The following is a 25,399-nucleotide window of genomic DNA, read 5'->3' as shown; positions in this document are numbered from 1 at the left end:
CTTCGCCAGTCCAGGGTTACGGATGATGCCGACCCTGGCCGTTGGTCGCTCACAGCTGGCAAACTTGCGCCCCGCCTCAAGCCGCACGCCAAGTGGCCGATGAACAGGGGTTAGCCTCGCCTGCACGAACCACCATGACCCGCACCCAGCACATCCACCCGATTCTCGAAGACGGCATCGACCGCAAGGTGCTGGCCACGCTGCGGGCGCGCTTTCTGGCCATCAACAGTGCACGTCTGGAGCGCGCCGCCCAGGCCATGTCGACCCGACAGCAGCAGGTACTCAAGCTGCTGCCGCTGTTGTTTCACGTTAACCATCCGATACTGCCCGGCTACGTCTCGGCAAGCACTCCCGCCGGGCTGGCCCATTTCGAGCCGGATGCCGAGCAACTGGCCGAAGCCCAGCGCCTGAGCCGCTCGTTCGCCTACAAACCGGTGCGCGGCAAGACACTCCAACCCATCCTTGGCCTGTTCCTGATGGGTAGCCTGGGCACCGTCGCGCAGGATGAGCACAGCGATCTGGACGTTTGGGTCTGTCACGATCCGGAGCTGACGACGCAGCAGATCGAGGAACTGCATCGCAAGTGCGAGCTGTTACGCAGCTGGGCCGCGAGCCAGGGCAGCGAGGCGCACTTCTTTCTGGTCGACCCGCAGCGCTTCACCCAGGGCCAGCGCGAAGCCAAGCTGACTTCGGATGACTGCGGCACCACCCAGCATTACCTGTTGCTCGACGAGTTCTACCGCACCGCGCTCTGGCTCGGTGGCCGCACACCACTCTGGTGGCTGGTGCCGGATTACGAAGAGCATCGCTACGCCGAGTACGTCGCGACGCTGCTGGCCAAGCGCTTCGTGCGCGCCGACGAAGTGCTCGATCTCGGCCACCTTGGCCAGGTGCCGCCAGGGGAGTTCGTCGGTGCCGGTCTCTGGCAGCTGTACAAGGCCATCGACGCGCCCTACAAATCGCTGTTCAAGCTGCTGCTGGTCGAGGTCTACGCCAGCCAGTACCCACAGTTGCGCTGCCTGGCGCTGGATTTCAAGCAAGCCATCTATCAGGGTCGCCTCGACGCGCTGGACGAACTCGACCCCTACATCGCTGCCTACCAGGCCATCGAACGCTACCTCAGTGAGCGCGGCGACCGTGAGCGCCTGGAGCTGGCCCGACGTTGCCTGTACCTGAAGATCAACCGACCACTGAGCCGGCCACCGGTCAACCGCAGCAAGAGTTGGCAGCGCATCCTGCTGGAACGTTTTACCCGTGACTGGCGTTGGGACGAAAAACAGTTCTCCCTGCTCGACAACCGCAGCCGCTGGAAGGTCCGGCAGGTCAGCCAGGAGCGCCGCGCGCTGGTCAACGAGCTGACCTATGGCTACCGCTTTCTCAGTGAGTTCACCCGTCGCCTGCAGGCGACCAGCGCGCTCACCAGCCGCGACCTCGGCGTACTGGGGCGCCGCCTGTACGCCGCCATCGAGCGCAAGGCCGGCAAGGTGGAGGTGATCAACCTCGGCATATCGCCCGACATGAGCGAAGACAGCCTGACGCTCGTCCACGGCTACGATGCCGCAGGCGATGCCCATTGGTCGCTCTACCAGGGGCAGCTCACGGCACCGGAGCTGTCCAACTACGCCCCGCTCAAGCGCGCGCGCGAACTCGTCGCGCTGCTCGCCTGGTGCCATCGCAACGGTGTCGTCGATGCCAGTACCCACCTGTCGCTGTTTCCCGGCGACAGCGGCCTGAGCGAGGCAGAGCTGTTCGCGCTGTTCAGCGATCTGCGCCGCGTACTGCCCCTGCCCCTGCAGCCGGTCAGCGAGGAAGCGCTGCTCGCCGCCTGCCGCCCCAGCCGCGTACTGCTGCTGGTCAATGTCGGGCTGGATCCGATGCAGCTTGCACCGGAGCAGCCGACGATCGCCGAACAGGCCATCCAGAATGCGGCACCGGAAAACCTCGTACTGAGCATCGATCAGATCACCCTCAACAGCTGGAACGAGCTGATGGTGACCCGCTACGAGGGACCGACAGCCCTGCCACAATGCCTGCGCGACTATGTCGAGCAGACGACACGCGAGACGGAGCCGCAGCTGCAGGTATTCTGCTTCGCCCGCAACCGCGGCCAGGCCATCGGCCGGCGCGTCGAAGAAATATTCCACGATGCGTGCGCCAGCCTCGCCGCCGCCCCGGCTGCCCGCTACCTGCTGCAGGTCCGTCAGCACTTCCATGTGCTACAGCGTGACCACGACAGCCTGCGCGTGAGCAGCCTGAACGACCGCGACGCGCTGGTTGAACATCTCGCCGAGGCGCACCACGCCTACAGCCCGCTGCAGCTCGATCGCAAGGCGCTGGAGGGTGAGGAACTGGCGCTGATGCTGGCCCAAGGCCGCCCGGGCTGCCTGCAGGTGTTCTACCGTAGCCTGGGCGAAACGGCGGAGCTGAGCGTACTCGACGAATGCAACGCGCTCTGGCAGCAGACATTGCCTTATCGCGACGAGCGTTCGCTGCTCAAGCCATTGCTGCGCTTTCTCGAATCGATGCTCTATCGGCGCAGGGCGCAGCAGACCGCCACCATGGCGGAGACCACCGATCCGGCAATCCTGATCTACCGCATCCGCCCCGCCAGCACCACGCAACCAGCGCAGCTGGAACGCCGGCCGCTACCGCAAGGCGAGATCAACGATCCGTTCTACGACGTGCAAGCCATCGTCGATGCGAGCGAGAACGGCCGTTCCCAGGTCACGCTGTACTGCAACCAGCAGGAATTTTCCGGCCTGGAGTACGGTACAGACCTGTTCGCCGCCGTGGCGCGCACGATCCTCGCACACCGCCGCGCGGGCGAACGCTACCCCTGTTACATCACCGATCTTGACCTCTCCGGTTTGCACGGAAGCGGCCGTAGCCAGACGGTGCAATACCTGCGTTACAAGTCGCGGCTGGAGGCGGCACTGAACGCGGTCTTGGAACAATAGAAGGAAACTGACGGGGCCTCAGCGAACGTCGCGGCGCGAGGTTCTGGCCCGACGAACCAGCAGCAGGGTGCAGTGCTATCGAACGGTTGTTGCTTCAAGAGAGGCAGAGCTGCCGGAAGCTGTTACCAGCCCGAGCGCAGCGGCGGCCGGGCTGATCATTTCGCAAGCGCTGCCCGTCAGAACGGATCGCCGGCCGCTTCGGGCTGGTATTCGATGGCCAGCAGGGTGAGCTTGATCATTTTGCCGCCGGGGGCCGGCCAGTCGATGTGCTGGCCGACGCTCATGCCCAGCAGCGCAGTGCCGACCGGGGCGAGCACCGATACGGTGCCTTCCTTGCCGGCATCGTGTGGGTAGACCAGCGTCAGGTGGTAGTCCTTGCCACTGCCTTCATCGCGGCAATGCACACGCGAGTTCATGGTCACGACACCGGCAGGCATCTCGCTGCGTTCCACGATCTGCGCCCGCGACAGTTCCTGCTCGAGCGCTTCGGCGGCCGGACCGTAGTCGTCCAGACTGTCGAGCAGCCGCTCGAGGCGCTGCAGATCGAGTTTGGTAAGGATGATCGGCGGTGCACTGGTCATGGGTTCTGGCAAGCTCCTGCGAAAAATAAAACACGAAAAAAGCAAAACCCCGCCCGAAGGCGGGGTTTTGTTGACCTGCGAGAGACACTATCACAGCAGCCCGAATAAGCAAGGCCCCTGCCGACAGCCCCCGGAATACGGGGCCTGCGCGGCGCTGGCGTCACAAATCCTCGAACTCCAGCGACTCGCCGCCCTGCTCCAGCGTGACCCGCGAAAGCAACTCACCGAGCCGTTCGCCACTGGCATCGCACAACCACAACTGGCTGCCCTCGTCATAATCGAAATGAAAGCCACCGGAGCGCGCCGCCACCCACAGCTGGCGCAGCGCAGGCTGACGACTGAGGATCAGCTGGCTGCCATTGTCGAAGCGAACGGTCAGCACGCCACCGGAGTTTTCCAGGTCGACATCCAGGTTGGTGTCGTCGAATACGTCCTCGACGCTCTCCTGTACGGCATCGACCAGATCGTGATAACGGGCTTCACTCAGGCTCATGCAAGACATCCTCGAATTGTTCTGCGCGCGACGAGGCCGCGCTCAACGGCGGCGAGCTTAGCAGGCCCCGCCCGGATCAAGCGAGCCGGCGGCCAGCAACGCCGCCGTGTGACGTGCTGCTCGCATAGGCAATCTGCCGGGTGCTGGGTATACTCCGGCGATTAGATTTTTCAAGGATTCCAGCCCCCATGAAGCGCCTTCTGCTTCCCTTCATCGCCCTTGCCGTCTTCGCCGCCGCGCTCAGCGGTTGTGGCCAGAAAGGTCCGCTGTACCTGCCGGATGACGAGCAGACCGTCAAAGAACGTTCCAAAGACCGTTTCGAACTCTAAAGGAGGCTGTTCATGGAGGCCTTCTCGTACCGCGACGGTCAACTCTTCGCGGAAGGCGTGGCACTGCCCGCACTCGCGCAACGCTTCGGCACCCCGACCTACGTCTACTCCCGCGCGCACATCGAGGCCCAGTACCGGGCCTATGCCGATGCGCTGGATGGCATGCCGCACCTGGTCTGCTTCGCCGTCAAAGCCAATTCCAACCTTGGCGTGCTGAACGTGCTGGCGCGCCTCGGCGCCGGCTTCGACATCGTCTCGCGCGGTGAGCTGGAGCGTGTGCTGGCCGCCGGCGGACAGCCGGGCCGTATCGTCTTCTCCGGCGTCGGCAAGACCCGCGACGACATGCGCCGCGCGCTGGAAGTCGGCGTGCACTGCTTCAACGTCGAATCCACCGACGAGCTGGAGCGCCTGCAGCAGGTTGCCGCCGAGCTGGACATGAAGGCGCCGGTGTCGCTGCGGGTCAATCCGGACGTGGATGCCGGTACCCATCCATATATTTCCACCGGTCTGAAAGAGAACAAGTTCGGCATCGATATCGAAAACGCCGAGGCGGTCTACGCCCGGGCCGCCGAGCTGGCGAACCTGGACGTGGTCGGCGTCGACTGCCACATCGGTTCGCAGCTGACCAGCCTGCCGCCCTTCCTCGATGCCCTCGACCGCCTGCTGGCGCTGGTCGATCGGCTCGCCACCCGCGGCATCCAGATCCGTCACCTCGACCTCGGTGGCGGCCTTGGAGTGCGTTACCGCGACGAGCAGCCACCGCTGGCCGGCGACTACATCCAGGCCGTGCGCCAGCGCATCGAAGGCCGCGGGCTGGCACTGGTGTTCGAGCCGGGCCGCTCCATCGTCGCTAACGCCGGCGTGCTGCTGACCCGCGTGGAATATCTCAAGCACACCGCGCACAAGGACTTTGCCATCGTCGATGCGGCGATGAACGACCTGATCCGCCCGGCGCTGTACCAGGCCTGGATGAACGTGGTCGCGGTGCAGCCGCACGAAGGCGATACCCGTCGCTACGACATCGTCGGGCCGATCTGCGAGACCGGCGACTTTCTCGCCAAGGATCGCGAGCTGGCGCTGGTCGAAGGCGATCTGCTGGCGGTGTGTTCGGCCGGCGCCTACGGCTTCGTCATGAGCTCCAACTACAACACCCGCGGCCGCGCCGCCGAGGTGCTGGTGGATGGTGACCAGGCCTTCGAAGTGCGCCGTCGCGAGAGCGTTCAGGAGCTGTACGCCGGCGAAAGCCTGCTGCCCACTTGAGGCCAAGATCATGCTTCTGCGCTTTACCAAGATGCACGGTCTGGGCAACGACTTCATGGTCATCGATCTGGTCAGCCAGCACGCGCACATCCAGCCCAAGCACGCCAAGCAGTGGGGCGACCGTCACACCGGTGTCGGCTTCGATCAGCTGCTGATCGTCGAGCCGCCGCAGAACCCGGACGTCGATTTCCGCTACCGCATCTTCAACTCCGACGGTTCGGAAGTGGAGCAGTGCGGCAACGGCGCGCGCTGCTTCGCCCGCTTCGTGGTCGACAAGCGCCTGACCGTCAAGCGCAAGATCAAGGTCGAAACCAAGGGCGGCATCATCGAGCTGGATATCCGCCCCGATGGGCAGATCCGCGTCGACATGGGCCCGCCGCGACTGGTGCCGGCCGAGATTCCATTCCAGGCCGAGCAGGAAGCCCTGAGCTATCCGCTCGACGTCGATGGCCAGCGCGTAGAGCTGGCCGCCGTCTCCATGGGCAACCCCCATGCGGTGCTGCGCGTCGACAGCGTCGAGCAGGCGCCGGTGCATGAGCTGGGGCCGAAGATCGAGCATCACCCGCGCTTTCCGCAGCGGGTCAATGTCGGCTTCCTGCAGGTGGTCGACCGCCGCCATGCGCGGCTGCGCGTGTGGGAGCGCGGCGCCGGGGAAACCCAGGCCTGCGGCACCGGCGCCTGCGCGGCTGCGGTCGCGGCGATTCGCCAGGGCTGGATGGACTCGCCGGTACAGATCGAGCTGCCGGGTGGCCGTCTGTCCATCGAATGGGCAGGTCCGGGGCAGCCGGTTATGATGACCGGCCCCGCCGTTCGTGTATTTGAAGGACAGGTTCGCCTATGACCGACCAGACTCAGGGCAGCACCCCGCTACCCGACGCCGAAGCCGTCGCCGCCTACCTGCGCGCCCATCCGGAATTCTTCGTCGATCACGACGAGCTGATCCCCGAGCTGCGCATTCCCCATCAGCCGGGCACCGCCGTGTCGCTGGTGGAGCGCCAGGTCAAGCTGCTGCGCGAGCGCAACATAGAGATGCGCCATCGGCTGTCGCAATTGATGGACGTGGCACGCGACAACGACCGCCTGTTCGACAAGACCCGCCGCCTGGTGCTCGACCTGCTCGACGCCAGCAGCCTGGAAGAAGTGGTCAGCGCGGTGGAAGACAGCCTGCGCCACGAGTTCCAGGTACCCTACGTCAGCCTCATCCTGTTCAGCGACGCGACACTGCCGGTGGGCCGCTGCGTCAGCACCGGCGAGGCGCAGCAGAGCATCGGCGGCCTGCTCGACGGCGGCAAGACCATCTGCGGCGTGCTGCGTCCGCACGAATTGAGTTTCCTGTTCGGCGAAGATGGCGGCAGCGTCGGCTCCGCCGCGGTGGTCAGCCTCGACGACCAGCTGGGGGTTCTCGCCATCGGCAGCCGCGACCCGCAGCACTACAAGAGCTCGCTGGGCACCCTGTTCCTCGGTTATATCGCCGAAGTGCTCGCGCGCGTCTTGCCGCGCTTCGGCACCCCGCTGCGCTCGGTACGCTGAGCGCAGCCGCCGGCGTCGGCTGGCGCGGCCGTTCTTTTCGCGAGCGAGGGAGCCCGGTGCAGAACGAACTCGACGCCTACTTCGAATACCTGCGCAGCGCGCGGCAGCTGTCCGGCCATTCGCTGGATGCCTATCGTCGCGATCTGGACAAGGTTCTCACCTACTGCGAGCGCGAGCGCATCGCCGGCTGGCGCGACCTGCAGGGCCGCCATCTGCGCCACCTGATCGCCGAACAGCATCGCCAGGGACAGTCCAGCCGCAGCCTGGCACGCCTGTTGTCATCAGTGCGCGGACTGTATCGCTACCTCAACCAGGAAGGGCTCTGCGAGCACGACCCGGCCACCGGCCTGTCCGCCCCCAAGGGCGAACGCCGGTTGCCGCGCCTGCTGGATACAGATCGCGCCATGCAGCTGCTCGATGGCGGTGTCGAGGACGATTTCATCGCCCGTCGCGATCAGGCGATGCTCGAACTGTTCTATTCCTCCGGTCTGCGCCTGTCCGAACTGGTCGGTCTGAACCTTGACCAGCTCGACCTCGCCGCCGGTCTGGTGCGGGTACTGGGCAAGGGCAACAAGGTGCGCGAACTGCCGGTCGGCAGCAAGGCGCGTGAGGCGCTGCAGGCCTGGTTACCGTTGCGAACGCTGGCCGGGCCCGCCGACGGTGCGGTGTTCATCGGCCAGCAAGGGCGTCGCCTCGGCGCCCGTGCCGTGCAGCTGCGGGTGCGCCAGGCCGGTGTGCGCGAACTCGGTCAGCATCTGCACCCGCACATGCTGCGCCACAGTTTCGCCAGCCATCTGCTGGAATCCTCGCAGGACCTGCGCTCGGTGCAGGAGCTGCTCGGCCATGCCGACATCGGCACGACGCAGATCTACACCCACCTGGATTTCCAGCACCTGGCCAAGGTCTACGACCATGCGCATCCGCGCGCCAAGCGCAAGCAGGACACCGACACATGAGCATCCGCCTGATCACCTTCGACCTCGACGACACCTTCTGGGAAACCACGCCAGCCATCCAGAGCGCGGAAACCGCACTGCGCGACTGGCTCGCCGCCTATGCACCGCGGCTCGGCGATTTTCCCATCGAGGCGCTGGGTGCAATACGCCGCATGCTGGTGGAGCAGGAGCCGGCGCTGCGCCACCGCATCAGCGAGCTGCGCCGGCGCATTCTGCAACATGCCCTGCAGGATGCCGGCTACCCTGCCGACGAGGCGAACGGCCTGGCCGAGCAGGCGTTCCAGGTGTTCCTCGATGCTCGTCACGAGGTGCAGATCTTCCCCGACGTGCAACCCACCCTGGAGTTCCTGGCCAATCACTACACCCTCGGCGTGATCACCAACGGCAATGCGGATGTGCGCCGCCTGGGCCTGGCGGACTACTTCCAGTTCACCCTGTGCGCTGAGGATCTGGGCGTCGGCAAACCGGATCCGCATCCATTCCAGCAGGCCCTGCGCCTGGGTGATGCGCGCCCGGAACAGGCGGTGCACATCGGCGACCATGCCCTGGACGACATCGCCGGCGCACAGCAGGCTGGGCTACGCGCGGTGTGGTTCAACCCGAAGCGGATCGCCTGGGCGCACGACTACCAGCCCGACGCCGAGATCCAGCGCCTGGCCGACCTGCCCAAGCTGCTGCTCGCCTGGCGCGACAACTGAGCCACCGCCAGCGCGCCGCTGAAACGAAGAAGCCCGCTCAATAGCGGGCTTCTTCGTGATCCGTGCAGCTCAGATAGGACGGCTGCCGTACTTGCTATCCGGCTTCTTCGGCGGGTCGGCGACCACATTGGGTTCGACCTCCTGAACGCGGCCGCCACGTGCCAGGAACTCTTCCATGGCCCGCGCCAGCGCTTCGCGCTCCTTCTGCTTGGCTTCCAGGCTCGGCAGCTCGTCCGGCTCGGCGGACTTGGCCTTGGCCTTCTTGGTCGGCGTGGCCCGCTCGCTGTCGGTGCCCTCCTCGTCGAGGCTGTCGTCGCCGTCATCGGCAGCGTTCAGCTCCTCCCCTTCCTCCTCGTCGCCCACTTCCAGATCGTCTTGTTCTAGTTCTTCGTCGCTCATGTTCTACCTCATGGCTTGCCAAAGCGGAGTAAGTTATAGCCCAGCGATGCGGAATGACCGACATCACCAAAAAAAATTCAACTTGCCGTCCCGTGCAGCGTTGCCACTATCTGCCGCGCGCCACCCTGGTCGCGGTGCTCTCCGAGATAGACGCCCTGCCAAGTCCCCAGTGCCAGGCGCCCCGCGCTTACCGGCAGGCTCAGCTGGCAGCCGAGCAGGCTGGCCTTGAAGTGTGCCGGCAAGTCGTCCGGACCTTCGTAGTCATGCTCGTAACCGTCCTCGCCCTGCGGCACCAGACGATTGAAGAACCGTTCGAAATCGCGCCGTACCGCTGAGTCGGCATTCTCGTTGATCGTCAGCGAGGCCGAGGTATGCCGCAGCCACAGGTGTAACAGACCGACCTGACATTGCCGCAGTTCCGGCAGCGCGCCGAGCACCTCGTCGGTGATCAGATAAAAGCCGCGCGGCCGGGCGCGAAGGGTGATCAGGGTCTGTTGCCACATGTTCGAAGACTCATGTTCAACGACGGGTCGCGCGCATTCTAGCGTGGCGCCGAAAAAAACAAAGGGCGCCAAAAGGCGCCCTTGTCATGACCCTTTGAGTCGTTACTGACGAGTGAACTCCGGATAGGCTTCCAGGCCGCATTCGACAACGTCCACGCCCTCGTACTCTTCTTCCTCGCTGACGCGCAGGCCCATCACCGCCTTGATGATGCCCCAGACGATCAGGCTGGCGATGAACACCCAGAGGAAGATCGAGACCAGACCCAGCAGCTGGGCACCGAAGGTGGCATCGGCGTTGGTCAGCGGTACGGCCAGCAGGCCCCACATGCCGGCGACACCGTGCACGGAGATGGCACCGACCGGGTCATCGAGCTTGAGCTTGTCCAGCGCGAGAATGCTGAACACCACCAGCACGCCGCCCACGCCACCGATCAGCGTCGCCTGCAGGGCGCTCGGGGTCAGCGGCTCGGCGGTGATCGCCACCAGACCGGCCAGCGCACCGTTGAGCACCATGGTCAGGTCGGACTTGCCGAACAGCAGGCGCGCAGTGATCAGCGCCGCAATCAGGCCACCGGCCGCGGCGAGGTTGGTGTTGACGAAGACCTGGGCAACCGCGTTGGCGTCCTCGATGGTGCTCATTTTCAGCTGCGAGCCACCGTTGAAGCCGAACCAGCCCATCCACAGGATGAAGGCGCCGAGGGTCGCCAGCGGCAGGTTGGCACCGGGAATGGCGTTGATCTGGCCGTTCGGGCCGTACTTGCCCTTGCGCGGACCAAGCAGCAGGACACCAGCCAACGCCGCGGCCGCACCGGCCATGTGCACGATGCCGGAGCCGGCGAAGTCGAGGAAGCCGGCGGCATCCAGGAAACCACCGCCCCACTTCCAGAAGCCCTGAACCGGATAGATGAAGCCGGTCATCACCACCGCGAAGGCGATGAACGCCCACAGCTTCATGCGCTCGGCCACCGCACCGGAGACCACCGACATGCAGGTCGCGGCGAAGACGATCTGGAAGAAGAAGTCCGCGCGGGCCGAGTAGTAAGGCGCATCCTCACCACCGGCGGCGACCACATCGACCGCATGCTCGTCACCGATCAGGAAGCCCAGGCTCGGCAGGATGCCGCCTTCCGGGCTGGAGTACATGATGTAGTAGCCGACCAGCAGATACATGATCGACGCCAGCGCGTAGAGCACGATGTTCTTGGTGAGGATCTCAGCGGTGTTCTTGGCCCGGACCAGACCGGCTTCGAGCATGGCGAAACCCGCCGCCATCCACATCACCAGCGCTCCGCAGATCACGAAGTAGAAGGTATCGAGTCCGTACTGGACGGGTATCAATGCAGTGCTATCCATGTGTCACCTCTTGCTGTCGCGCTTTGTGCGCTGTTCGGTCGGCTGGCCACCGCATGCTGCATCGATGGCCAGCGCCGCTTTTCGGATTGGCCCCGGGTTGGCTCCGGGGCGCCCTGAATGGCTTACAGGTTGTAGCCGCGCTCGTTGTGCAGGCTGAGGTCGAGGCCGACGGTCTCCTGCTCCTCGTTGACCCGCAGCCCCATCACCATATCGATCGCCTTGAGGATCAGGTAGGTGACGATGCCGGTGTACACCACGGTGAACAGCACGCCCTTGAACTGAATCCACAGCTGCAGGCCGATGTTCTCCACCTCGCCGAAGCCACCCAGCATGGGCGCGGCGAAGATGCCGGTGAGCAGCGCACCGACGATGCCGCCCACGCCGTGCACACCGAAGGCATCCAGCGAATCGTCGTAGCCGAGCTTGCGTTTCAGGCTGGTGGCGCAGAAGAAGCAGACCACCCCCGAGACCAGGCCGATGATCAGCGCGCCCATCGGCCCGACGGTGCCGGCAGCCGGGGTGATGGCGACCAGACCGGCGACCACGCCCGAGGCGATGCCCAGCGCGCTGGGTTTGCCGTGGCCGATCCACTCGGCGAACATCCAGCCCAACGCAGCCGCGGCGGTGGCGATCTGGGTGACCAGCATGGCCATGCCGGCGGTGCCGTTGGCAGCCACGGCCGAACCGGCGTTGAAGCCGAACCAGCCAATCCACAGCATCGCCGCGCCGACCAGGGTCAGCCCCAGGTTGTGCGGTGCCATCGGCGTGGTCGGGAAGCCCTTGCGCTTGCCCAGGACCAGGCAGGCCACCAGACCGGCGATACCGGCATTGATGTGCACCACGGTGCCACCGGCGAAATCCAGCACGCCCCAGTCCCACATCAGGCCACCGTCGCCGCCCCAGACCATATGCGCGATCGGCGCATAGACCAGGGTGAACCACACGCCCATGAACACCAGCATCGCCGAGAACTTCATGCGCTCGGCGAAGGCGCCGACGATGAGCGCCGGGGTGATGATGGCGAAGGTCATCTGGAACGTGATGAAGACGCTTTCCGGGAAGGCGCCGACCAGGCTGTCAGGAGTCAGGCCGCTGAGGAACGCACGATCCAGACCACCGACGAAGGAATCGAAGTTGGTGACGCCCGCTTCCATACCGGTGGTATCGAATGCAAGGCTGTAGCCATAGACCATCCAGAGGATGCTCATCAGGCCGGTGATGGCGAAGCACTGCATCATCACCGAGAGGATGTTCTTCGAGCGGACCATGCCGCCGTAGAACAGCGCCAGTCCGGGGATGGTCATGAACAGCACCAGCGCAGTGGCCGTCAGCATCCATGCCGTATCGCCTGAATCCAGCGTTGCCTCCTGTGCCATGGCCAGGCCTGGGCTTAACAGAGACAAAAGGGCTCCTAGCCCTGCGAATCTTCGCAGAGTCATGGTTTTACTCCTGGGGCGTGGGGGTTCGGAGGTGCTGCTTAAATCGCGTCGGTATCGGTTTCGCCGGTACGGATGCGGATAGCCTGTTCCAGGTTGACCACGAAGATCTTGCCGTCACCGATCTTGCCGGTGTTGGCCGCCTTGGTGATGGCCTCGATGACGCGATCGAGCTGATCGTCGGCGATGGCCACGTCGATCTTTACCTTCGGCAGGAAGTCGACGACGTATTCGGCACCGCGATACAGCTCGGTGTGGCCCTTCTGACGACCGAAGCCTTTGACTTCGGTCACGGTGATGCCCTGTACGCCAATTTCCGACAGCGACTCGCGCACGTCGTCCAGCTTGAACGGCTTGATGATGGCAGTGACTAGTTTCATGAAAACTTCTCCCGTTTAGGTGGACTTGCCCCAGAAGTACGAACCCGGCTCAAGTCTAAGCTCAGTGTCTGGCTGTTGTAACGCTCCGGCTTCAGCCGGGCCGCGGACCGACACCACCAATCTCTCCGACGAAGCGTCGCGAATCGCTCATGCACCGCAACGAACCGGTACGTGCGTCAACGGGAGCAAAGCAGAATCGATGCCAGCTTTGCGCAAGCCGCTTGCTATGCGGGTTCGGCCGCAAACGAAGCGGCCCGACGGACGGTTCCGCCCGATGAACGCACATAAATGGTGCACAGCTGCACCAAGCTCTGCTCATTTTTTGTGCGCCACCTGCAAGAAAGGCAGAAAAATCACCGTGCTACACTGCGCCCCGTTCAACGACAGGTGTTTTCAATGTTGCCGCCAAAAGCTTTCCTAGATGCCATCGGCTCCCAGGCCTCGCGCCTGTTCAACGGCGAGACGCCGCTGCCGCGTGGCGAGTTCGAAGCCCAGCTCAAGGGTGTGGTGCAGGGCGCACTGAACAAGCTCGACGTGGTCAGCCGCGACGAATTCGACAGCCAGATGGTGGTGCTCGCCCGCACCCGCGCACGCCTGGAGGCGCTCGAAGCCAAGGTTGCCGAACTGGAAGAAAAGCTCACGCCGCCCGCGTCCTGACAGACCGGGCCGCGACACGATCAAAGGAGTGATCGCATGTCCCTGGCCATCGTTCATAGCCGCGCGCAGATCGGCGTCGAAGCGCCGGCGGTGACCGTCGAAGCCCACCTGGCCAACGGTCTGCCGGCGCTGACCCTGGTCGGCCTGCCGGAAACCGCGGTCAAGGAAAGCAAGGATCGCGTGCGCAGCGCCATCCTCAGCTCCGGCTTCGATTTTCCCGCACGACGCATCACCCTCAACCTCGCCCCTGCCGACCTGCCCAAGGACGGTGGCCGCTTCGACCTGTCCATTGCCCTGGGCATCCTTGCCGCCAGCGGACAGCTGCCCAGCGAACGCCTGGGGCAGCTGGAATGCCTGGGCGAACTGGCACTGTCCGGCGCCCTGCGCCCGGTGCAGGGCGTGCTGCCCGCCGCCCTCGCTGCACGTGCCGCCGGTCGTGCACTGCTGGTGCCGCGGGCCAACGCCGAGGAAGCCAGCCTGGCCTCAGGGCTAACCGTCTATGCCGCCGAGCACTTGCTCGAGGTCGCCGCGCACTTCAACGGCGTCACGCCACTCGAGCCCTATGTTGCCCAGGGCCTGCTACGGCAGGTCCAGCCCTACCCTGACCTGGCCGACGTGCAGGGCCAGCAGGCGGCCAAGCGCGGCCTGCTGATCGCCGCAGCCGGTGCGCACAACCTGCTGTTTTCCGGGCCACCCGGTACCGGCAAGACGCTGCTGGCCAGCCGCCTGCCCGGCCTGTTGCCACCGCTGGACGAACAGGAGGCGCTGGAAGTCGCCGCCATCCATTCGGTGGCCAGCCACAGCCCTCTGGAGCATTGGCCGCAACGCCCATTCCGCCAGCCCCATCACAGTGCATCAGGGCCGGCGCTGGTCGGTGGCGGCAGCCGCCCGCAGCCGGGTGAAATCACCCTGGCGCATCAGGGTGTGCTGTTTCTCGACGAACTGCCGGAGTTCGATCGCAAGGTACTCGAGGTCCTGCGCGAGCCGCTGGAATCCGGCCATATCGTCATCGCCCGGGCCCGCGACAAGGTGCGTTTTCCGGCGCGCTTTCAGCTCGTCGCGGCAATGAATCCCTGCCCCTGTGGCTACCTGGGCGACCCCAACGGACGCTGCCGCTGCACGCCGGAGCAGATCCAGCGCTACCGCAACAAGCTCTCCGGGCCGCTGCTCGACCGCATCGACCTGCACCTGACCGTGGCGCGCGAAGCAACCGCCCTCAACGCACCGCCGCAGACCGGCCAGAGCAGCGCGGTGCTCGCCGCGCAGGTCGCCGAGGCACGGCAGCGGCAACTTGCCCGTCAGGGCTGCGCCAACGCCTTTCTCGATCTGGCCGGCCTGCGCAGTCATTGCCAGCTCGGTGCCGACGACCAGGCCTGGCTGGAACGCGCCTGCGAACGCCTGGCGCTGTCGTTGCGCGCGGCGCACCGCTTGCTCAAGGTGGCGCGCACCCTCGCCGATCTGGAACAGGCCGAGCGAATTAGCCGTCAGCACCTTGCCGAAGCGCTGCAGTACCGCCCCGGCAGTCAAAGCTGAGCCTGCGCTAGCACGGGCTTCGCGTCGACTCGATCAGCTGCGGACAACCAGCATCCTTTGCGGTCTGTGTTAAGTTGGATGGCTTTCGCCACAGGCGGCCACTCCCCAGACACAACCCGAAGGAGCGCAGCATGGAGGCAAAACAGCCCTCGTCCTCTCACCTCAACGCCCCGGTCTTCTACGGCTCGGCGGTCATCATCCTGGCGCTGGTCATCTACAGCGTCGCCTTCCAGAGCCACGCGCAAACGCTATTCGGCGATACCCAGGCCTGGATCATCGCCAACGTCAGCTGGCTCTATATCCTCGCCGTTGCACTCATCCTGCTCATGGTGGTGCTGCTGGCCTTCAGTCGTTACGGCGATATCAAGCTCGGACCGGATCATAGCGAACCGGATTACAGCGCCCTGACCTGGTTCGCCATGCTGTTCTCGGCCGGCATGGGCATCGGCCTGATGTTCTTCGGTGTGGCCGAACCGGTGATGCATTTCCTTTCGCCGCCGACGGGCGAAGGCGGCACGGTCCTCGCCGCCCGCGATGCCATGAAGATCACCTTCTTTCACTGGGGCCTGCATGCCTGGTCGATCTACGCCATCGTGGCGATGATCCTGGCCTACTTCGCCTACCGCCACGGCCTGCCGCTGACCCTGCGCTCGGCGCTCTACCCGCTGATCGGCGAACGCATCCACGGGCCGATCGGGCACGCCGTGGACATTTTCGCCATCATCGGCACGGTGCTCGGCGTCGCCACCTCGCTGGGCCTGGGCGTCACCCAGATCAACACCGGGCTCAACCACCTGTACGGATTGCCGATATCGGTGCCGGTGCAGATCGGCCTGATCGTCGCCACTACACTGTTGGCGACGATCTCTGTGGTAACCGGCCTGGACAAGGGCGTGCGCCGGCTGTCGGAGCTGAACCTTTCGCTGGCCGCGCTGCTGATGCTGCTGGTGCTGGTCGCCGGGCCGACGGTGTTCATCCTGCAGACCTTCGTGCAGAACACCGGCAGCTACCTGTCGGACATCGTCGACAAGACCTTCAACCTCTACGCCTACGAACCGAACGACTGGATCGGCGGCTGGACGCTGTTCTACTGGGGCTGGTGGCTGGCCTGGTCGCCCTTTGTCGGCCTGTTCATCGCGCGCATCTCGCGCGGCCGGACGATCCGCGAGTTCGTCACCGGCGTGCTGCTGGTGCCTACCGCCTTCACCCTGCTGTGGATGACTGTGTTCGGTGATACAGCCATCCACATGATCCTCTGGGAACACGTGAGCAGTCTCGGCGAGGCCATCGAGAAGGACAGTTCGCTGGCGCTGTTCGCCTTCCTCGAGCACTTCCCCTTCTCGGGCTTTATCTCGCTGATCGCGATCATCATGGTGGTGGTGTTCTTCGTCACTTCGGCGGACTCCGGGGCACTCGTGGTTGACATGCTCGCCTCCGGCGGCCAGCAGGGCACCCCGGTCTGGCAGCGCATTTTCTGGGCCGCCTCCATGGGCGGCGTGGCCATCGCGCTGCTGCTCGCCGATGGTCTGACCGCGCTGCAGACGGCGACCATCGCCAGCGCCCTGCCCTTCACCATCGCGCTACTCTGTTCGATGTGGGGTCTGCTCAAGGCGCTGCGCCTGGATGCCACCAAACAGGGGCTGCGCTACCAGGCCCTGAGCACGTCACCCAGCGCACCGCGCAGTGCCGGTGGCTGGCAACGTCGCCTGCGTACGCTGATGCTGTTCCCGCGACGCGCCCATGTGGTGCGCTTCATCACCGAAGTGGTGCGTCCGGCCTACGAAGACATCGCCGAGGAAATGCGCAAGCAGGGCTATGCGGTGGAGATCAGCGAAGGTGACGATCGTCGCTTGCGCTTCGAAATCACCCACGAAGGCGAGCCGGACTTCATCTACGAGGTGCGCCCGCGGGCCTACGCCATGCCGAGTTTCGTCGCCACCAGCGAGGACGACGAGCGCGAGGAGCGCAAGTACTTCCGCGCCGAGGTGCATCTCAAGGAAGGCGGGCAGGATTACGACGTGATGGGCTGGAGCCGTGAGGACGTGATCGGCGACATCCTCGGCCAGTACGAGAAGCACATGCACTTCCTGCACATGGTCCGCTGAGGCGGACCGGGTTTCGCCGAGCGCTTCGGCTCAGTGCGTCAGGCCCGCAGCCTGGCGCTCGGCGTTCATGAAGCTCATCAGCTCGGCCAGCGGCAACGGCTGGCTGACCAGATAGCCCTGCACCTGCTGCGCACCAAACTGGCGCAGCAGCTCCAGTTGCTCAGCGGTTTCAACCCCCTCGGCGACCACTTGCAGCTCCAGTTCGCGGGCCAGGCCGATCATTGCCCGTACCAGCTGCATCTTCTCGGGGCGCGCGATCATCCCGGCGACGAAACTCTTGTCGACCTTCAGCAGGGTGATCGGCAGGCTGGACAGATGCACGAATGACGAGAAACCGGTGCCGAAGTCATCCAGCGAGAAGCGCACGCCTAGCTGACCGAGTGCGACCATGGCACTGCGGACCTGCTCGCTGCGGCGCATCACGGCGGTTTCGGTGAGCTCGAACTCCAGCCAGTGTGGATCGATGGCGCGCTCGTCGATCAGCCGCGTCAGCGTCGGCAGCAGCTGGCTGTCCTGGAATTGCCGGAACGACAGGTTGACCGCCATGTGCAGCGAGTCCGCACCCTGCTCGTGCAGACTCTGCAGGTCGCGCAGGGCCCGGGCGATGACCCAGTAGCCGAGCGGCACGATCAGTCCACTCTCCTCGGCCATGGGAATGAAGGCATCCGGCGCCAGCAGGCCGCGCTCGGGATGTAGCCAGCGCACAAGCGCCTCAAGCCCGACGACGCGGCCACTGTCCAGGCACAGGCGTGGCTGGTAGTGCAGCTCCAGCTCGCCGCGGCGCAACGCCCGGCGCAGTTCACCCTCCTGATCGGCCAGGCTGCGTGCGCTGCGGCTGACGTGCTCGTCATACAGACACCAGGTGCAGCCCTGGCTCGCCTTGGCCTGCCGCATGGCCAGTTGCGCGTGCCAGAGCAGCGCGTCGGCCGACGTCCCGGCAGTGGCTCGCGCCAGCCCGAGGCTGCATCCGAGCATCAGGCTCTCGCCGTCCACCCAGTAGGGCTCGGCCAGCGCCTCGACGATGCGATCGGCGATCGCATCGGCGCGGCCGGCATCGTCACCGGTATCCAGCAACAGCGCGAACTCGTCGCCACCCAGCCGGGCCAGCACGTCGCCCGCCTCCAGCTGCGCCTTGAGCCGGGCGACCACCTGCAGGATCAGGCGGTCCCCAGCCTCGTGGCCGAGGGCGTCGTTGACGTGGCGGAAATTGTCCAGGTCCAGGTAGCCGAGCTCCAGGCCATGACCGTCGTGCTCGCTCAGGGCGTCGAGCAGCTGCGCCTGGAAGCCCTGACGATTGGCGATGCCGGTGTGCGGGTCGCGCACCGCAAGCTTCTGCAGGGTGCCCTGCAGGTTGCAGCGCTCGCGCACGTAGCGCAGACAACGGCGCAGCACCTCGGCGCTGAGCTGGTCGGCCACCAGCCAGTCGACCGCACCTTCCGGGGTTTCTTCCGGCTCCTCGTCGAGCAGCAGGATCAGCGGCCAGGGAAAGCGCCCCGGTGCGGGTCGGCATTGCGGCGTCGCCAGGACCAGACAGGGAGATTCGAGCTGCTGGCTGACGGTTTGCCAGTCCGTCGCCACGACCAGCTGTTCGGCGTGGGCCGAACCCTGCAGGCAGGCGCGCAGCCGCACCGCCCAGTCTGGGCGATGCGCCAACAGCAACAGTGGCATGGGTTGGGCAGGCGCTGGCAAGCGGCCTCCGGACTCTTGAGCTGTTGAAGACACCAAAGGGTCTCCGATCCCACCAGTCCCTGTGCAACCACCCCAGCATCCTGCAGCGCGACAAGACTAATCGATTCTTGCCATTAGCCAAGCCCCACGCGCGACGACCGGCGTTTTATTGCGTCTGTAACGCGCCTGCATCACCCTTTCGGCCTGTTAAACTCGCGCCCCCGTTTCGAACGACCTGAACAACATGTCCCGACTCAATCCTCGGCAGCAGGAAGCCGTGAACTACGTCGGCGGCCCCCTGCTGGTGCTCGCCGGTGCCGGCTCCGGCAAGACCAGCGTGATCACCCGCAAGATCGCCCACCTGGTGCAGAACTGCGGCATCCAGGCCCGTCACATCGTCGCCATGACCTTCACCAACAAGGCGGCGCGGGAGATGAAGGAGCGCGTCGGCACCCTGCTCAAGGGCAGCGAGGCGCGCGGCCTGACCGTGTCCACTTTCCACAACCTGGGCATGAACATCATCCGCAAGGAATACGCGCGCCTGGGCTACAAGCCCGGCTTCTCGATCTTCGATGACGGCGACATCAAGGCGCTGCTCACCGACATCATGCAGAAGGAGTACGCCGGCGATGACGGCGCTGACGAGATCAAGAACCTCATCGACAGCTGGAAGAACGACCTGATCCTGCCCGACGAGGCCCTGGCCAAGGCGCGCGGCCCCAAGGAGCAGACCGCCGCCATCGTCTACCTGCACTACCAGCGCACGCTCAAGGCGTACAACGCGGTGGACTTCAACGACCTGATCCTGCTGCCGGTCAAGCTCTTCCAGGAACACCCCGACATCCTCGAGAAGTGGCAGAACCGCATCCGCTACCTGCTGGTGGACGAATACCAGGACACCAATGCCAGCCAGTACCTGCTGGTGAAGATGCTGGTGGGCATGCGCAACCAGTTCACCGTGGTCGGCGACGACGACCAGTCGATCTACGCCTGGCGCGGCGCGCGTCCGGAAAACCTGATGCTGCTGAAGGAGGACTACCCGTCCCTGAAGGTGGTGATGCTGGAGCAGAACTACCGCTCCACCAGCCGCATCCTCAAGTGCGCCAACATCCTCATCGCCAACAACCCCCACGTGTTCGAGAAGCAACTGTGGTCGGAAATGGGCCATGGCGACGAGATCCGCGTGATCCGCACGCGCAACGAAGAGGCCGAGTGCGAGCGGGTGGCACTGGAAATCCTCACCGAGCACCTGCGCACCCAGCGTCCCTACAGCGACTTCGCCATCCTCTACCGCGGCAACTACCAGGCCAAGCTGATGGAGCTGAAGCTGCAGCACCACCAGATTCCCTATCGCCTGTCCGGCGGCACCAGCTTCTTCGCCCGCCAGGAGGTGAAGGACCTGATGAGCTACTTCCGCCTGCTGGTCAACCCGGACGACGACAACGCCTTTCTGCGGGTGATCAACGTGCCGCGACGGGAGATCGGCTCCACCACCCTGGAAAAGCTTGGCAACTACGCCAGCGAGCGCGGCATCAGCATGTACGCTGCCGCTGACGAAATCGGGCTCGGCGCGCATCTGGACAGCCGCTATGCCGAGCGCCTGGCGCGCTTCAAGCACTGGATGGACAACGTGCGCCAGCAGTGCGCGCAGAACGACCCGATCGCCGCCATCCGCAGCATGGTGATGGACATCGACTACGAGAACTGGCTCAGGCAGAACGCCTCCAGCGACAAGGTGGCCGACGCGCGCATGGGCAACGTCTGGTTTCTCGTCGACGCGCTGAAGAGCACGCTGGAGAAAGACGAAGACGGCGACATGACCATCGAGGACGCCATCGGCAAGCTGGTGCTGCGCGACATGCTCGAACGTCAGCAGGAAGAGGAAGAAGGTGCCGAAGGCGTGCAGATGATGACCATGCACGCCTCCAAGGGCCTGGAGTTTCCCTCGGTGTACATCATCGGCTTCGAGGAAGAAATCCTGCCGCACCGTTCCAGCATCGAGGCCGACACCATCGAGGAAGAACGGCGCCTGGCCTACGTCGGCATCACCCGCGCCAAGCGCAACCTGGCGCTGACCTTCGCCGCCAAGCGCAAGCAGTACGGCGAGGTGATCGACTGCACGCCGAGCCGCTTCCTCGACGAACTGCCGCCAGAGGATCTGGTCTGGGAAGGCCAGGAAGACGCGCCGGTGGAGGTCAAGGCCGCGCGCGGCAACGACGCCCTGGCAGCGATGCGGGCGATGCTCAAGCGCTGATCGCAGCGCCTGGGTTCGAGGAGCGATCAACGCCGGTTTGTATCCCGTCATCTAACCGCGGCATGCTTGGCCGATCGCGGTTTCTGGAGGGCTTCGATGTACCACGGCGAACGCTTCAATGCCTGGACGCACCTGGTCGGTGCTGCGCTGGCGTGTCTCGGCGCGATCTGGCTGCTGGTCCTCGCCGCGCTCGACGGCTCGCCGCTGAAGATCGTCAGCGTGGCGATCTACGGTCTGAGCCTGATCCTGCTGTATAGCATCTCGACGCTCTATCACAGCCTGCGCGGGCGGGCGAAGGTGGTCATGCGCAAGCTCGACCACCTGTCGATCTACCTCTTGATCGCCGGCAGCTACACGCCGTTCTGTCTGGTCACCCTCGCTGGCGCCTGGGGCTGGACGCTGTTCGGTATCGTCTGGGGCCTGGCCGTGATCGGCATGCTGCAGGAGATCAAGCCGCGCTCCGAAGCACGGGTGTTGTCACTGGTGATCTACGCGGTGATGGGCTGGATCGTGCTGGTGGCGGTCAAGCCGCTGTTCGCCGCCCTGGGTGGCGCCGGTTTCAGCTGGTTGCTGGCCGGCGGCATCTGCTACACGGTGGGCATCGTCTTTTTCGTCTTCGACGACCGCTTCCGGCACTGGCACGGCATCTGGCACATCTTCGTGATGGTCGGCAGCCTGCTGCACTTCATCGCCATTCTGTTCTACGTGCTCTGATCGGCCTCCAGCGCCGCCGCGCTGCCGAGCACCGCCTCCAGCTCGTTTGCCGCGGCCCGCATCCGTGGCACGAACGCCAGCAGCTGCACCATCGAACAGCGAATGACCGGCGCGTGGCTGAACAGGCAGGCCAGCAGTTCGCCGTCGGATGCACGTACCGGCACCGCACAGGCGACCATGCCGTCGATGAACTCCTCGCAGTCGGTTCCCAGCTGTTCTTCGCGCACGCGGGCCAGGTCATCGCGCAGCGCGCTGAGGTCGGTGAGGGTGTTGCGCGCCATCCGTTGCAGCGGCAGGCGCGGCAGCACGCGCTCCAGTTGCTCCGGCGGCAGCGAGGCCAGATAGAGCTTGCCGCTGGCGGTGCACCAGAGCGGCGTGCGGCTGCCGATCGGCAGGTTGATCTGCAGCGGCCAGTTGGTCTGCACCCGATCGAAATAGAGCATGTCCAGCCCGTCCGGGATCGCCAACCCGCAGGTCTCGCCGATGGCTTCGGAGAGCTGGCGCAGCATCGCCTGGCGCAGCGCCTTGTGCCGGCTGCTGCGCAGGATGTTCAGCGCCGCGACATGCAGACGCTCGCCCGGCAGCAGCCCGCCGCGCAGGCCGAACTGCAGGAAGCCTTCCTTTTCCAGAGTCTGCACCAGCCGGTGCGCGCTGGCCTTGGGGATGTCCAGGCGCTCGGCCAGCGCGGTCGGGCTGAGCGGCTCCTTCGCCGCCGCCACCGCCTCGATGATTTCCAGCACGCGGGTGATGGAAGAGCCTTTCTCGCGGGGAGTGCTGCGCATCGTCTGCCTTGTCGTTCATTGAAGATGGACGCCCCGCAGGGCGCCCCGGAGTGTAGCGACCGGCACCGCCAGTGCAACGGTGCCGCGCGGGCTACTTCATGGTCGGCATGGCGAAGTCGGCGCCGGCACGGATACCGGTGGGCCAGCGCCGGGTCACGGTTTTCATCCGGGTGAAGAAACGCACCCCATCCGGGCCGTGCATGTTCAGCGGGCCGAACACCGAGCGCTTCCAGCCGCCGAAGCAGTGGAAGGCCATCGGCACCGGAATCGGCACGTTGACGCCAACCATGCCGACCTTGACGTTCTCCTCGAACTGCCGCGCGGTGTCGCCGTCACGGGTGAAGATCGAAGTGCCGTTGCCGAACTCGTGGTCGTTGATCAGTTGCAGCGCCTCATCGAAGCCTTTGACCCGCACCACGGCCAGCACCGGGCCGAAGATTTCCTCGCGGTAGATGCGCATGTCTGGCGTGACCCGGTCGAACAGCGTCGGGCCGACATAGAAGCCGTTCTCGTGGCCCTCGACCTTGATGCCGCGGCCGTCGCAGACCAGCGTTGCACCTTCCTCCACGCCCAGATCGATGTAGCCGCTGACCTTCTGCTGGTGCTCGCGGGTTACCAGCGGGCCCATGTGCGGCTCGGGCTCGACGCCCAGGCCCGGGCCGGTGCGCATCTGGCTGATTTCGCCTTTGAGCATTTCGACCAGCTTGTCAGCCACCTCGTCGCCGACACACACCGCGACGGAAATCGCCATGCAGCGCTCGCCGGCGGAGCCGTAGGCCGCGCCCATCAGCGAGCTGACCACCTGCTGCGGATCGGCGTCGGGCATCACCACCATGTGGTTCTTCGCCCCGCCCAGCGCCTGGCAGCGCTTGCCGTGGGCCGAGGCGGTGGCATAGATGTATTCGGCGATGGGCGTCGAGCCGACGAAGCTGACCGATTGCACCCGCTCATCGGTGAGCAGCACGTCCACCGCCTCTTTGTCGCCGTTGACGATGTTCAGCACACCAGCCGGCAGCCCCGCCTCGGCCAGAAGTTCGCCGATCAGCATCGTCGCGCTGGGGTCCTTTTCCGAGGGCTTCAAGACGAAGGTGTTACCGCAGGCGATGGCCACCGGCAGCATCCACAGCGGCACCATGGCCGGGAAGTTGAACGGGGTGATCCCGGCGCAGACACCGAGCGGCTGCATCAGCGAATTCGAATCGATGTCGCGGCCGACGTTGGAAGAAAACTCGCCCTTGAGCAGATGCGGGATGCCGCAGGCGAACTCCACCACTTCCAGCCCGCGGGTCACTTCGCCCTGGGCGTCGGAAAACACCTTGCCGTGCTCGCTGGTGATCAAGCGGGCGACGTCGTCGCGGCGGCGCTCGAGCAGTTCCTTGAAGCGGAACATGACCCGCGCGCGCACCAGCGGCGGCGTCTTCGACCAGCCATCGAAGGCGGCCTGGGCGGCGGCAATCGCTTCGCGGGTCTCGTCCGCCGAGGACAGCGAGACATACAGGCGCGGCTCGCCGGTCGCCGGGTTGTAGACGGTGGCATGGCGCTCGGAGCGGCCGGCGACGGCCTCGTTGTTGATCAGGTTGCCGAGGGTCTGCATGGCTTCACTCCTGGTTCCAGACGGTTTCGTAGAGGTCGATGATTTCCGCTTCCGTGGGCACGCGCGGGTTGTTGCCCGGCGAGCCGGAGGCCAGCGCCTGCTTGGCCATGGTCGCGCGCAGCTCGAAGAAGCGTTCGCGGGCGATGCCGAATTGTTCCGGGCTCGGCACTTTCAGCTCCTGATTGATCGCCCGCAGCTCGGCGAGCAGCTTGTCGTTCGCCACCTCGACGCCGTCAGTCTGTGCGGCGACGCCCATCGCCCGCGCACAGTCGGCGTAGCGCTCGGGCGCCGCGGGAATCGAGAAGGCGGTGATCGCCGGCAGGAGCATGGCGTTGGACAGCCCGTGCGGCACATGAAAGAAGGCACCGATCGGCCGGCTCATGCCGTGCACCAGCGCCACCGAGGCGTTGGAGAAGGCGATTCCGGCCAGTGTCGCGCCGAGCATCATCGCTTCACGCGCGGCGCGGTCGTCCGGCTGGTGGAACGCTGTGCGCAGGTTCGGCGCCAGCAGGCGCATGGCTTCCAGCGCCTGAGAGTCGCTGTAGAGGCTCGCCTTGCGGCTGACATAGGCCTCGATGGCGTGGGTCAGCGCGTCGATGCCGGTGTCGGCGGTGACCCGCGGCGGCAGCGAGAGGGTCAGCTCGTAGTCGATCAGCGCGGCGATGGGCATGAAACCGAGGCCCGCGCAGAGCATTTTCTCGTCGCTGGTCTCGTCGGTGATGATGGTGAAACGCGTCGCCTCCGAGCCGGTGCCGGCGGTGGTGGGGATGGCGATGAGCGGCAGGCCGGCTTCGCTGACATCGCGCGGGAAGCGGTAGTCGCGCATCTCGCCGCCGAACTTGCCGAGGATGCCGATGGCCTTGGCCGAATCGATCGGGCTGCCGCCGCCGAGGGCGACGATGGAATCGAAATCGCCCTGGCGGACCATTTCGACGCCGGCGCGAATGGAGGCAGCGGTCGGTTCGGGCAGGGTATCGGCAAAGCACTGGCTGGCGATGCCGGCCTCTTCCAGTTGCCCAGCGATGCGCGCGACATAGCCGAGTTCGACCATCATGCGGTCGGTGACGATCAGCGGGCGACTGCAGCCAAGTTCCTGCAACACGCGGGCGAGTTGCCCGCTGGCGCCAGCGCCGACTTCCATCAGACGCGGCAGGACGATGCGATGGCTCATGAGCATTCTCCGAGGTGGGCCGCCTGAGACATGGCGGCCTCTTATT

The 25,399-nt window shown here is 65.4% G+C and carries 23 protein-coding genes; 12 read left to right on the top strand and 11 right to left on the bottom strand.

Annotation, left to right across the window (positions count from 1 at the left end):
- Positions 1 to 134 precede the first annotated feature (134 nt).
- Positions 135 to 2,957 (top strand): class I adenylate cyclase, encoded by a 2,823-nt coding sequence (locus HZR81_RS15010; RefSeq protein WP_267936731.1) that lies wholly within the window; start codon positions 135 to 137, stop codon positions 2,955 to 2,957.
- 176 nt (positions 2,958 to 3,133) lie between these two features.
- Here HZR81_RS15010 and rnk read toward each other — a convergent pair whose 3' ends face one another.
- On the bottom strand, positions 3,134 to 3,538 hold the full coding sequence (rnk, locus tag HZR81_RS15005; protein WP_020306712.1) for a nucleoside diphosphate kinase regulator: 405 nt from the start codon (positions 3,536 to 3,538) through the stop codon (positions 3,134 to 3,136).
- 160 nt (positions 3,539 to 3,698) lie between these two features.
- Positions 3,699 to 4,031 (bottom strand): iron donor protein CyaY, encoded by a 333-nt coding sequence (cyaY, locus tag HZR81_RS15000; protein WP_020306713.1) that lies wholly within the window; start codon positions 4,029 to 4,031, stop codon positions 3,699 to 3,701.
- 188 nt (positions 4,032 to 4,219) lie between these two features.
- Between cyaY and lptM the strand changes: the two genes are divergently transcribed.
- Genes lptM through HZR81_RS14970 form a run of 6 tightly spaced genes read left to right on the top strand, consistent with a single transcriptional unit; the run spans position 4,220 to position 8,804 of the window.
- Complete coding sequence (lptM, locus tag HZR81_RS14995) at positions 4,220 to 4,360, top strand: LPS translocon maturation chaperone LptM (RefSeq protein ID WP_003283423.1); 141 nt, start codon at positions 4,220 to 4,222, stop codon at positions 4,358 to 4,360.
- Between the two features lie 12 nt (positions 4,361 to 4,372).
- Entirely contained in the window at positions 4,373 to 5,620 is a 1,248-nt protein-coding gene (gene lysA / locus HZR81_RS14990; protein ID WP_063539583.1) for a diaminopimelate decarboxylase, read from the top strand.
- Between the two features lie 10 nt (positions 5,621 to 5,630).
- Positions 5,631 to 6,461 carry a diaminopimelate epimerase gene (dapF, locus tag HZR81_RS14985; RefSeq protein WP_063539582.1) on the top strand — a complete coding sequence of 277 codons (831 nt, stop codon included), beginning with the start codon at positions 5,631 to 5,633 and terminating at the stop codon, positions 6,459 to 6,461.
- Entirely contained in the window at positions 6,458 to 7,150 is a 693-nt protein-coding gene (locus HZR81_RS14980) for a DUF484 family protein (protein ID WP_500128594.1), read from the top strand. The genes dapF and HZR81_RS14980 overlap by 4 nt, the downstream gene beginning before the upstream one ends.
- A 56-nt stretch (positions 7,151 to 7,206) precedes the next feature.
- Complete coding sequence (xerC, locus tag HZR81_RS14975) at positions 7,207 to 8,106, top strand: tyrosine recombinase XerC (RefSeq protein ID WP_011911741.1); 900 nt, start codon at positions 7,207 to 7,209, stop codon at positions 8,104 to 8,106.
- Positions 8,103 to 8,804 carry an HAD family hydrolase gene (locus HZR81_RS14970; protein WP_063539580.1) on the top strand — a complete coding sequence of 234 codons (702 nt, stop codon included), beginning with the start codon at positions 8,103 to 8,105 and terminating at the stop codon, positions 8,802 to 8,804. Before xerC ends, HZR81_RS14970 begins: the two co-directional genes overlap by 4 nt.
- 69 nt (positions 8,805 to 8,873) lie before the next feature.
- Here the strand turns inward: HZR81_RS14970 and sutA are convergent, their stop codons facing one another.
- From sutA to glnK, 5 genes are all read right to left on the bottom strand, one after another.
- A complete protein-coding gene (gene sutA / locus HZR81_RS14965; RefSeq protein ID WP_011911739.1) occupies positions 8,874 to 9,203 on the bottom strand; it encodes a dormancy-specific transcriptional regulator SutA in 330 nt (109 codons plus the stop codon).
- A 77-nt stretch (positions 9,204 to 9,280) separates the two neighbouring features.
- Positions 9,281 to 9,706, bottom strand: a complete 426-nt coding sequence (locus HZR81_RS14960; protein WP_063539579.1) for a secondary thiamine-phosphate synthase enzyme YjbQ — start codon at positions 9,704 to 9,706, stop codon at positions 9,281 to 9,283.
- A 102-nt stretch (positions 9,707 to 9,808) separates the two neighbouring features.
- Positions 9,809 to 11,059: an ammonium transporter gene (locus HZR81_RS14955; RefSeq protein ID WP_125868763.1), complete on the bottom strand. Its 1,251-nt coding sequence runs from the start codon at positions 11,057 to 11,059 to the stop codon at positions 9,809 to 9,811.
- 122 nt (positions 11,060 to 11,181) lie between these two features.
- Positions 11,182 to 12,498 carry an ammonium transporter gene (locus tag HZR81_RS14950; protein WP_500128593.1) on the bottom strand — a complete coding sequence of 439 codons (1,317 nt, stop codon included), beginning with the start codon at positions 12,496 to 12,498 and terminating at the stop codon, positions 11,182 to 11,184.
- 38 nt (positions 12,499 to 12,536) lie between these two features.
- Positions 12,537 to 12,875 carry a P-II family nitrogen regulator gene (gene glnK, locus HZR81_RS14945; RefSeq protein WP_003096476.1) on the bottom strand — a complete coding sequence of 113 codons (339 nt, stop codon included), beginning with the start codon at positions 12,873 to 12,875 and terminating at the stop codon, positions 12,537 to 12,539.
- 396 nt (positions 12,876 to 13,271) lie between these two features.
- On the opposite strand from glnK, the gene HZR81_RS14940 reads away from it, so the two are divergent.
- From HZR81_RS14940 to HZR81_RS14930, 3 genes are all read left to right on the top strand, one after another.
- A complete protein-coding gene (locus HZR81_RS14940) occupies positions 13,272 to 13,532 on the top strand; it encodes an accessory factor UbiK family protein (RefSeq protein WP_013981620.1) in 261 nt (86 codons plus the stop codon).
- 36 nt (positions 13,533 to 13,568) lie between these two features.
- Complete coding sequence (locus HZR81_RS14935) at positions 13,569 to 15,065, top strand: YifB family Mg chelatase-like AAA ATPase (protein WP_500128592.1); 1,497 nt, start codon at positions 13,569 to 13,571, stop codon at positions 15,063 to 15,065.
- 131 nt (positions 15,066 to 15,196) lie between these two features.
- Entirely contained in the window at positions 15,197 to 17,170 is a 1,974-nt protein-coding gene (locus HZR81_RS14930) for a BCCT family transporter (protein WP_500128591.1), read from the top strand.
- Between the two features lie 30 nt (positions 17,171 to 17,200).
- Here the strand turns inward: HZR81_RS14930 and HZR81_RS14925 are convergent, their stop codons facing one another.
- Positions 17,201 to 18,838: a putative bifunctional diguanylate cyclase/phosphodiesterase gene (locus tag HZR81_RS14925; protein ID WP_500128603.1), complete on the bottom strand. Its 1,638-nt coding sequence runs from the start codon at positions 18,836 to 18,838 to the stop codon at positions 17,201 to 17,203.
- Positions 18,839 to 19,082: 244 nt separating this feature from the next.
- Between HZR81_RS14925 and rep the strand changes: the two genes are divergently transcribed.
- Both rep and trhA read left to right on the top strand, forming a co-directional pair.
- Positions 19,083 to 21,092 carry a DNA helicase Rep gene (gene rep / locus HZR81_RS14920; RefSeq protein ID WP_500128590.1) on the top strand — a complete coding sequence of 670 codons (2,010 nt, stop codon included), beginning with the start codon at positions 19,083 to 19,085 and terminating at the stop codon, positions 21,090 to 21,092.
- A 96-nt stretch (positions 21,093 to 21,188) separates the two neighbouring features.
- Positions 21,189 to 21,806: a PAQR family membrane homeostasis protein TrhA gene (gene trhA / locus HZR81_RS14915; protein WP_500128589.1), complete on the top strand. Its 618-nt coding sequence runs from the start codon at positions 21,189 to 21,191 to the stop codon at positions 21,804 to 21,806.
- Here the strand turns inward: trhA and HZR81_RS14910 are convergent.
- From HZR81_RS14910 to HZR81_RS14900, 3 genes are all read right to left on the bottom strand, one after another.
- A complete protein-coding gene (locus HZR81_RS14910; protein ID WP_500128588.1) occupies positions 21,794 to 22,588 on the bottom strand; it encodes an IclR family transcriptional regulator in 795 nt (264 codons plus the stop codon). The genes trhA and HZR81_RS14910 overlap by 13 nt on opposite strands.
- A gap of 91 nt (positions 22,589 to 22,679) precedes the next feature.
- Positions 22,680 to 24,182: a CoA-acylating methylmalonate-semialdehyde dehydrogenase gene (locus tag HZR81_RS14905; protein ID WP_500128587.1), complete on the bottom strand. Its 1,503-nt coding sequence runs from the start codon at positions 24,180 to 24,182 to the stop codon at positions 22,680 to 22,682.
- A 4-nt stretch (positions 24,183 to 24,186) separates the two neighbouring features.
- Entirely contained in the window at positions 24,187 to 25,353 is a 1,167-nt protein-coding gene (locus HZR81_RS14900; RefSeq protein WP_500128586.1) for an iron-containing alcohol dehydrogenase, read from the bottom strand.
- Between the last annotated feature and the right edge of the window lie 46 nt (positions 25,354 to 25,399).

Origin of the sequence: Pseudomonas sp. LM13 (assembly GCF_041381355.1) — a bacterium.
Lineage (GTDB): Bacteria > Pseudomonadota > Gammaproteobacteria > Pseudomonadales > Pseudomonadaceae > Stutzerimonas > Stutzerimonas frequens.
The sequence above is the reverse complement of the archived record's forward strand: the minus strand, read 5'-3'. Positions and strand labels throughout refer to the sequence as shown.

Excerpts from the sequence above, each read along its gene's own strand:
- HZR81_RS15010 (WP_267936731.1), top strand. The coding sequence starts at position 135 with ATGACCCGCACCCAGCACATCCACCCGATTCTCGAAGACGGCATCGAC.
- rnk (WP_020306712.1), bottom strand. The coding sequence starts at position 3,538 with ATGACCAGTGCACCGCCGATCATCCTTACCAAACTCGATCTGCAGCGC.
- cyaY (WP_020306713.1), bottom strand. The coding sequence starts at position 4,031 with ATGAGCCTGAGTGAAGCCCGTTATCACGATCTGGTCGATGCCGTACAG.
- lptM (WP_003283423.1), top strand. The coding sequence starts at position 4,220 with ATGAAGCGCCTTCTGCTTCCCTTCATCGCCCTTGCCGTCTTCGCCGCC.
- lysA (WP_063539583.1), top strand. The coding sequence starts at position 4,373 with ATGGAGGCCTTCTCGTACCGCGACGGTCAACTCTTCGCGGAAGGCGTG.
- dapF (WP_063539582.1), top strand. The coding sequence starts at position 5,631 with ATGCTTCTGCGCTTTACCAAGATGCACGGTCTGGGCAACGACTTCATG.
- HZR81_RS14980 (WP_500128594.1), top strand. The coding sequence starts at position 6,458 with ATGACCGACCAGACTCAGGGCAGCACCCCGCTACCCGACGCCGAAGCC.
- HZR81_RS14970 (WP_063539580.1), top strand. The coding sequence starts at position 8,103 with ATGAGCATCCGCCTGATCACCTTCGACCTCGACGACACCTTCTGGGAA.
- sutA (WP_011911739.1), bottom strand. The coding sequence starts at position 9,203 with ATGAGCGACGAAGAACTAGAACAAGACGATCTGGAAGTGGGCGACGAG.
- HZR81_RS14960 (WP_063539579.1), bottom strand. The coding sequence starts at position 9,706 with ATGTGGCAACAGACCCTGATCACCCTTCGCGCCCGGCCGCGCGGCTTT.
- HZR81_RS14955 (WP_125868763.1), bottom strand. The coding sequence starts at position 11,059 with ATGGATAGCACTGCATTGATACCCGTCCAGTACGGACTCGATACCTTC.
- HZR81_RS14950 (WP_500128593.1), bottom strand. The coding sequence starts at position 12,498 with ATGACTCTGCGAAGATTCGCAGGGCTAGGAGCCCTTTTGTCTCTGTTA.
- glnK (WP_003096476.1), bottom strand. The coding sequence starts at position 12,875 with ATGAAACTAGTCACTGCCATCATCAAGCCGTTCAAGCTGGACGACGTG.
- HZR81_RS14940 (WP_013981620.1), top strand. The coding sequence starts at position 13,272 with ATGTTGCCGCCAAAAGCTTTCCTAGATGCCATCGGCTCCCAGGCCTCG.
- HZR81_RS14935 (WP_500128592.1), top strand. The coding sequence starts at position 13,569 with ATGTCCCTGGCCATCGTTCATAGCCGCGCGCAGATCGGCGTCGAAGCG.
- HZR81_RS14930 (WP_500128591.1), top strand. The coding sequence starts at position 15,197 with ATGGAGGCAAAACAGCCCTCGTCCTCTCACCTCAACGCCCCGGTCTTC.
- HZR81_RS14925 (WP_500128603.1), bottom strand. The coding sequence starts at position 18,838 with ATGCCACTGTTGCTGTTGGCGCATCGCCCAGACTGGGCGGTGCGGCTG.
- rep (WP_500128590.1), top strand. The coding sequence starts at position 19,083 with ATGTCCCGACTCAATCCTCGGCAGCAGGAAGCCGTGAACTACGTCGGC.
- trhA (WP_500128589.1), top strand. The coding sequence starts at position 21,189 with ATGTACCACGGCGAACGCTTCAATGCCTGGACGCACCTGGTCGGTGCT.
- HZR81_RS14910 (WP_500128588.1), bottom strand. The coding sequence starts at position 22,588 with ATGCGCAGCACTCCCCGCGAGAAAGGCTCTTCCATCACCCGCGTGCTG.
- HZR81_RS14905 (WP_500128587.1), bottom strand. The coding sequence starts at position 24,182 with ATGCAGACCCTCGGCAACCTGATCAACAACGAGGCCGTCGCCGGCCGC.
- HZR81_RS14900 (WP_500128586.1), bottom strand. The coding sequence starts at position 25,353 with ATGAGCCATCGCATCGTCCTGCCGCGTCTGATGGAAGTCGGCGCTGGC.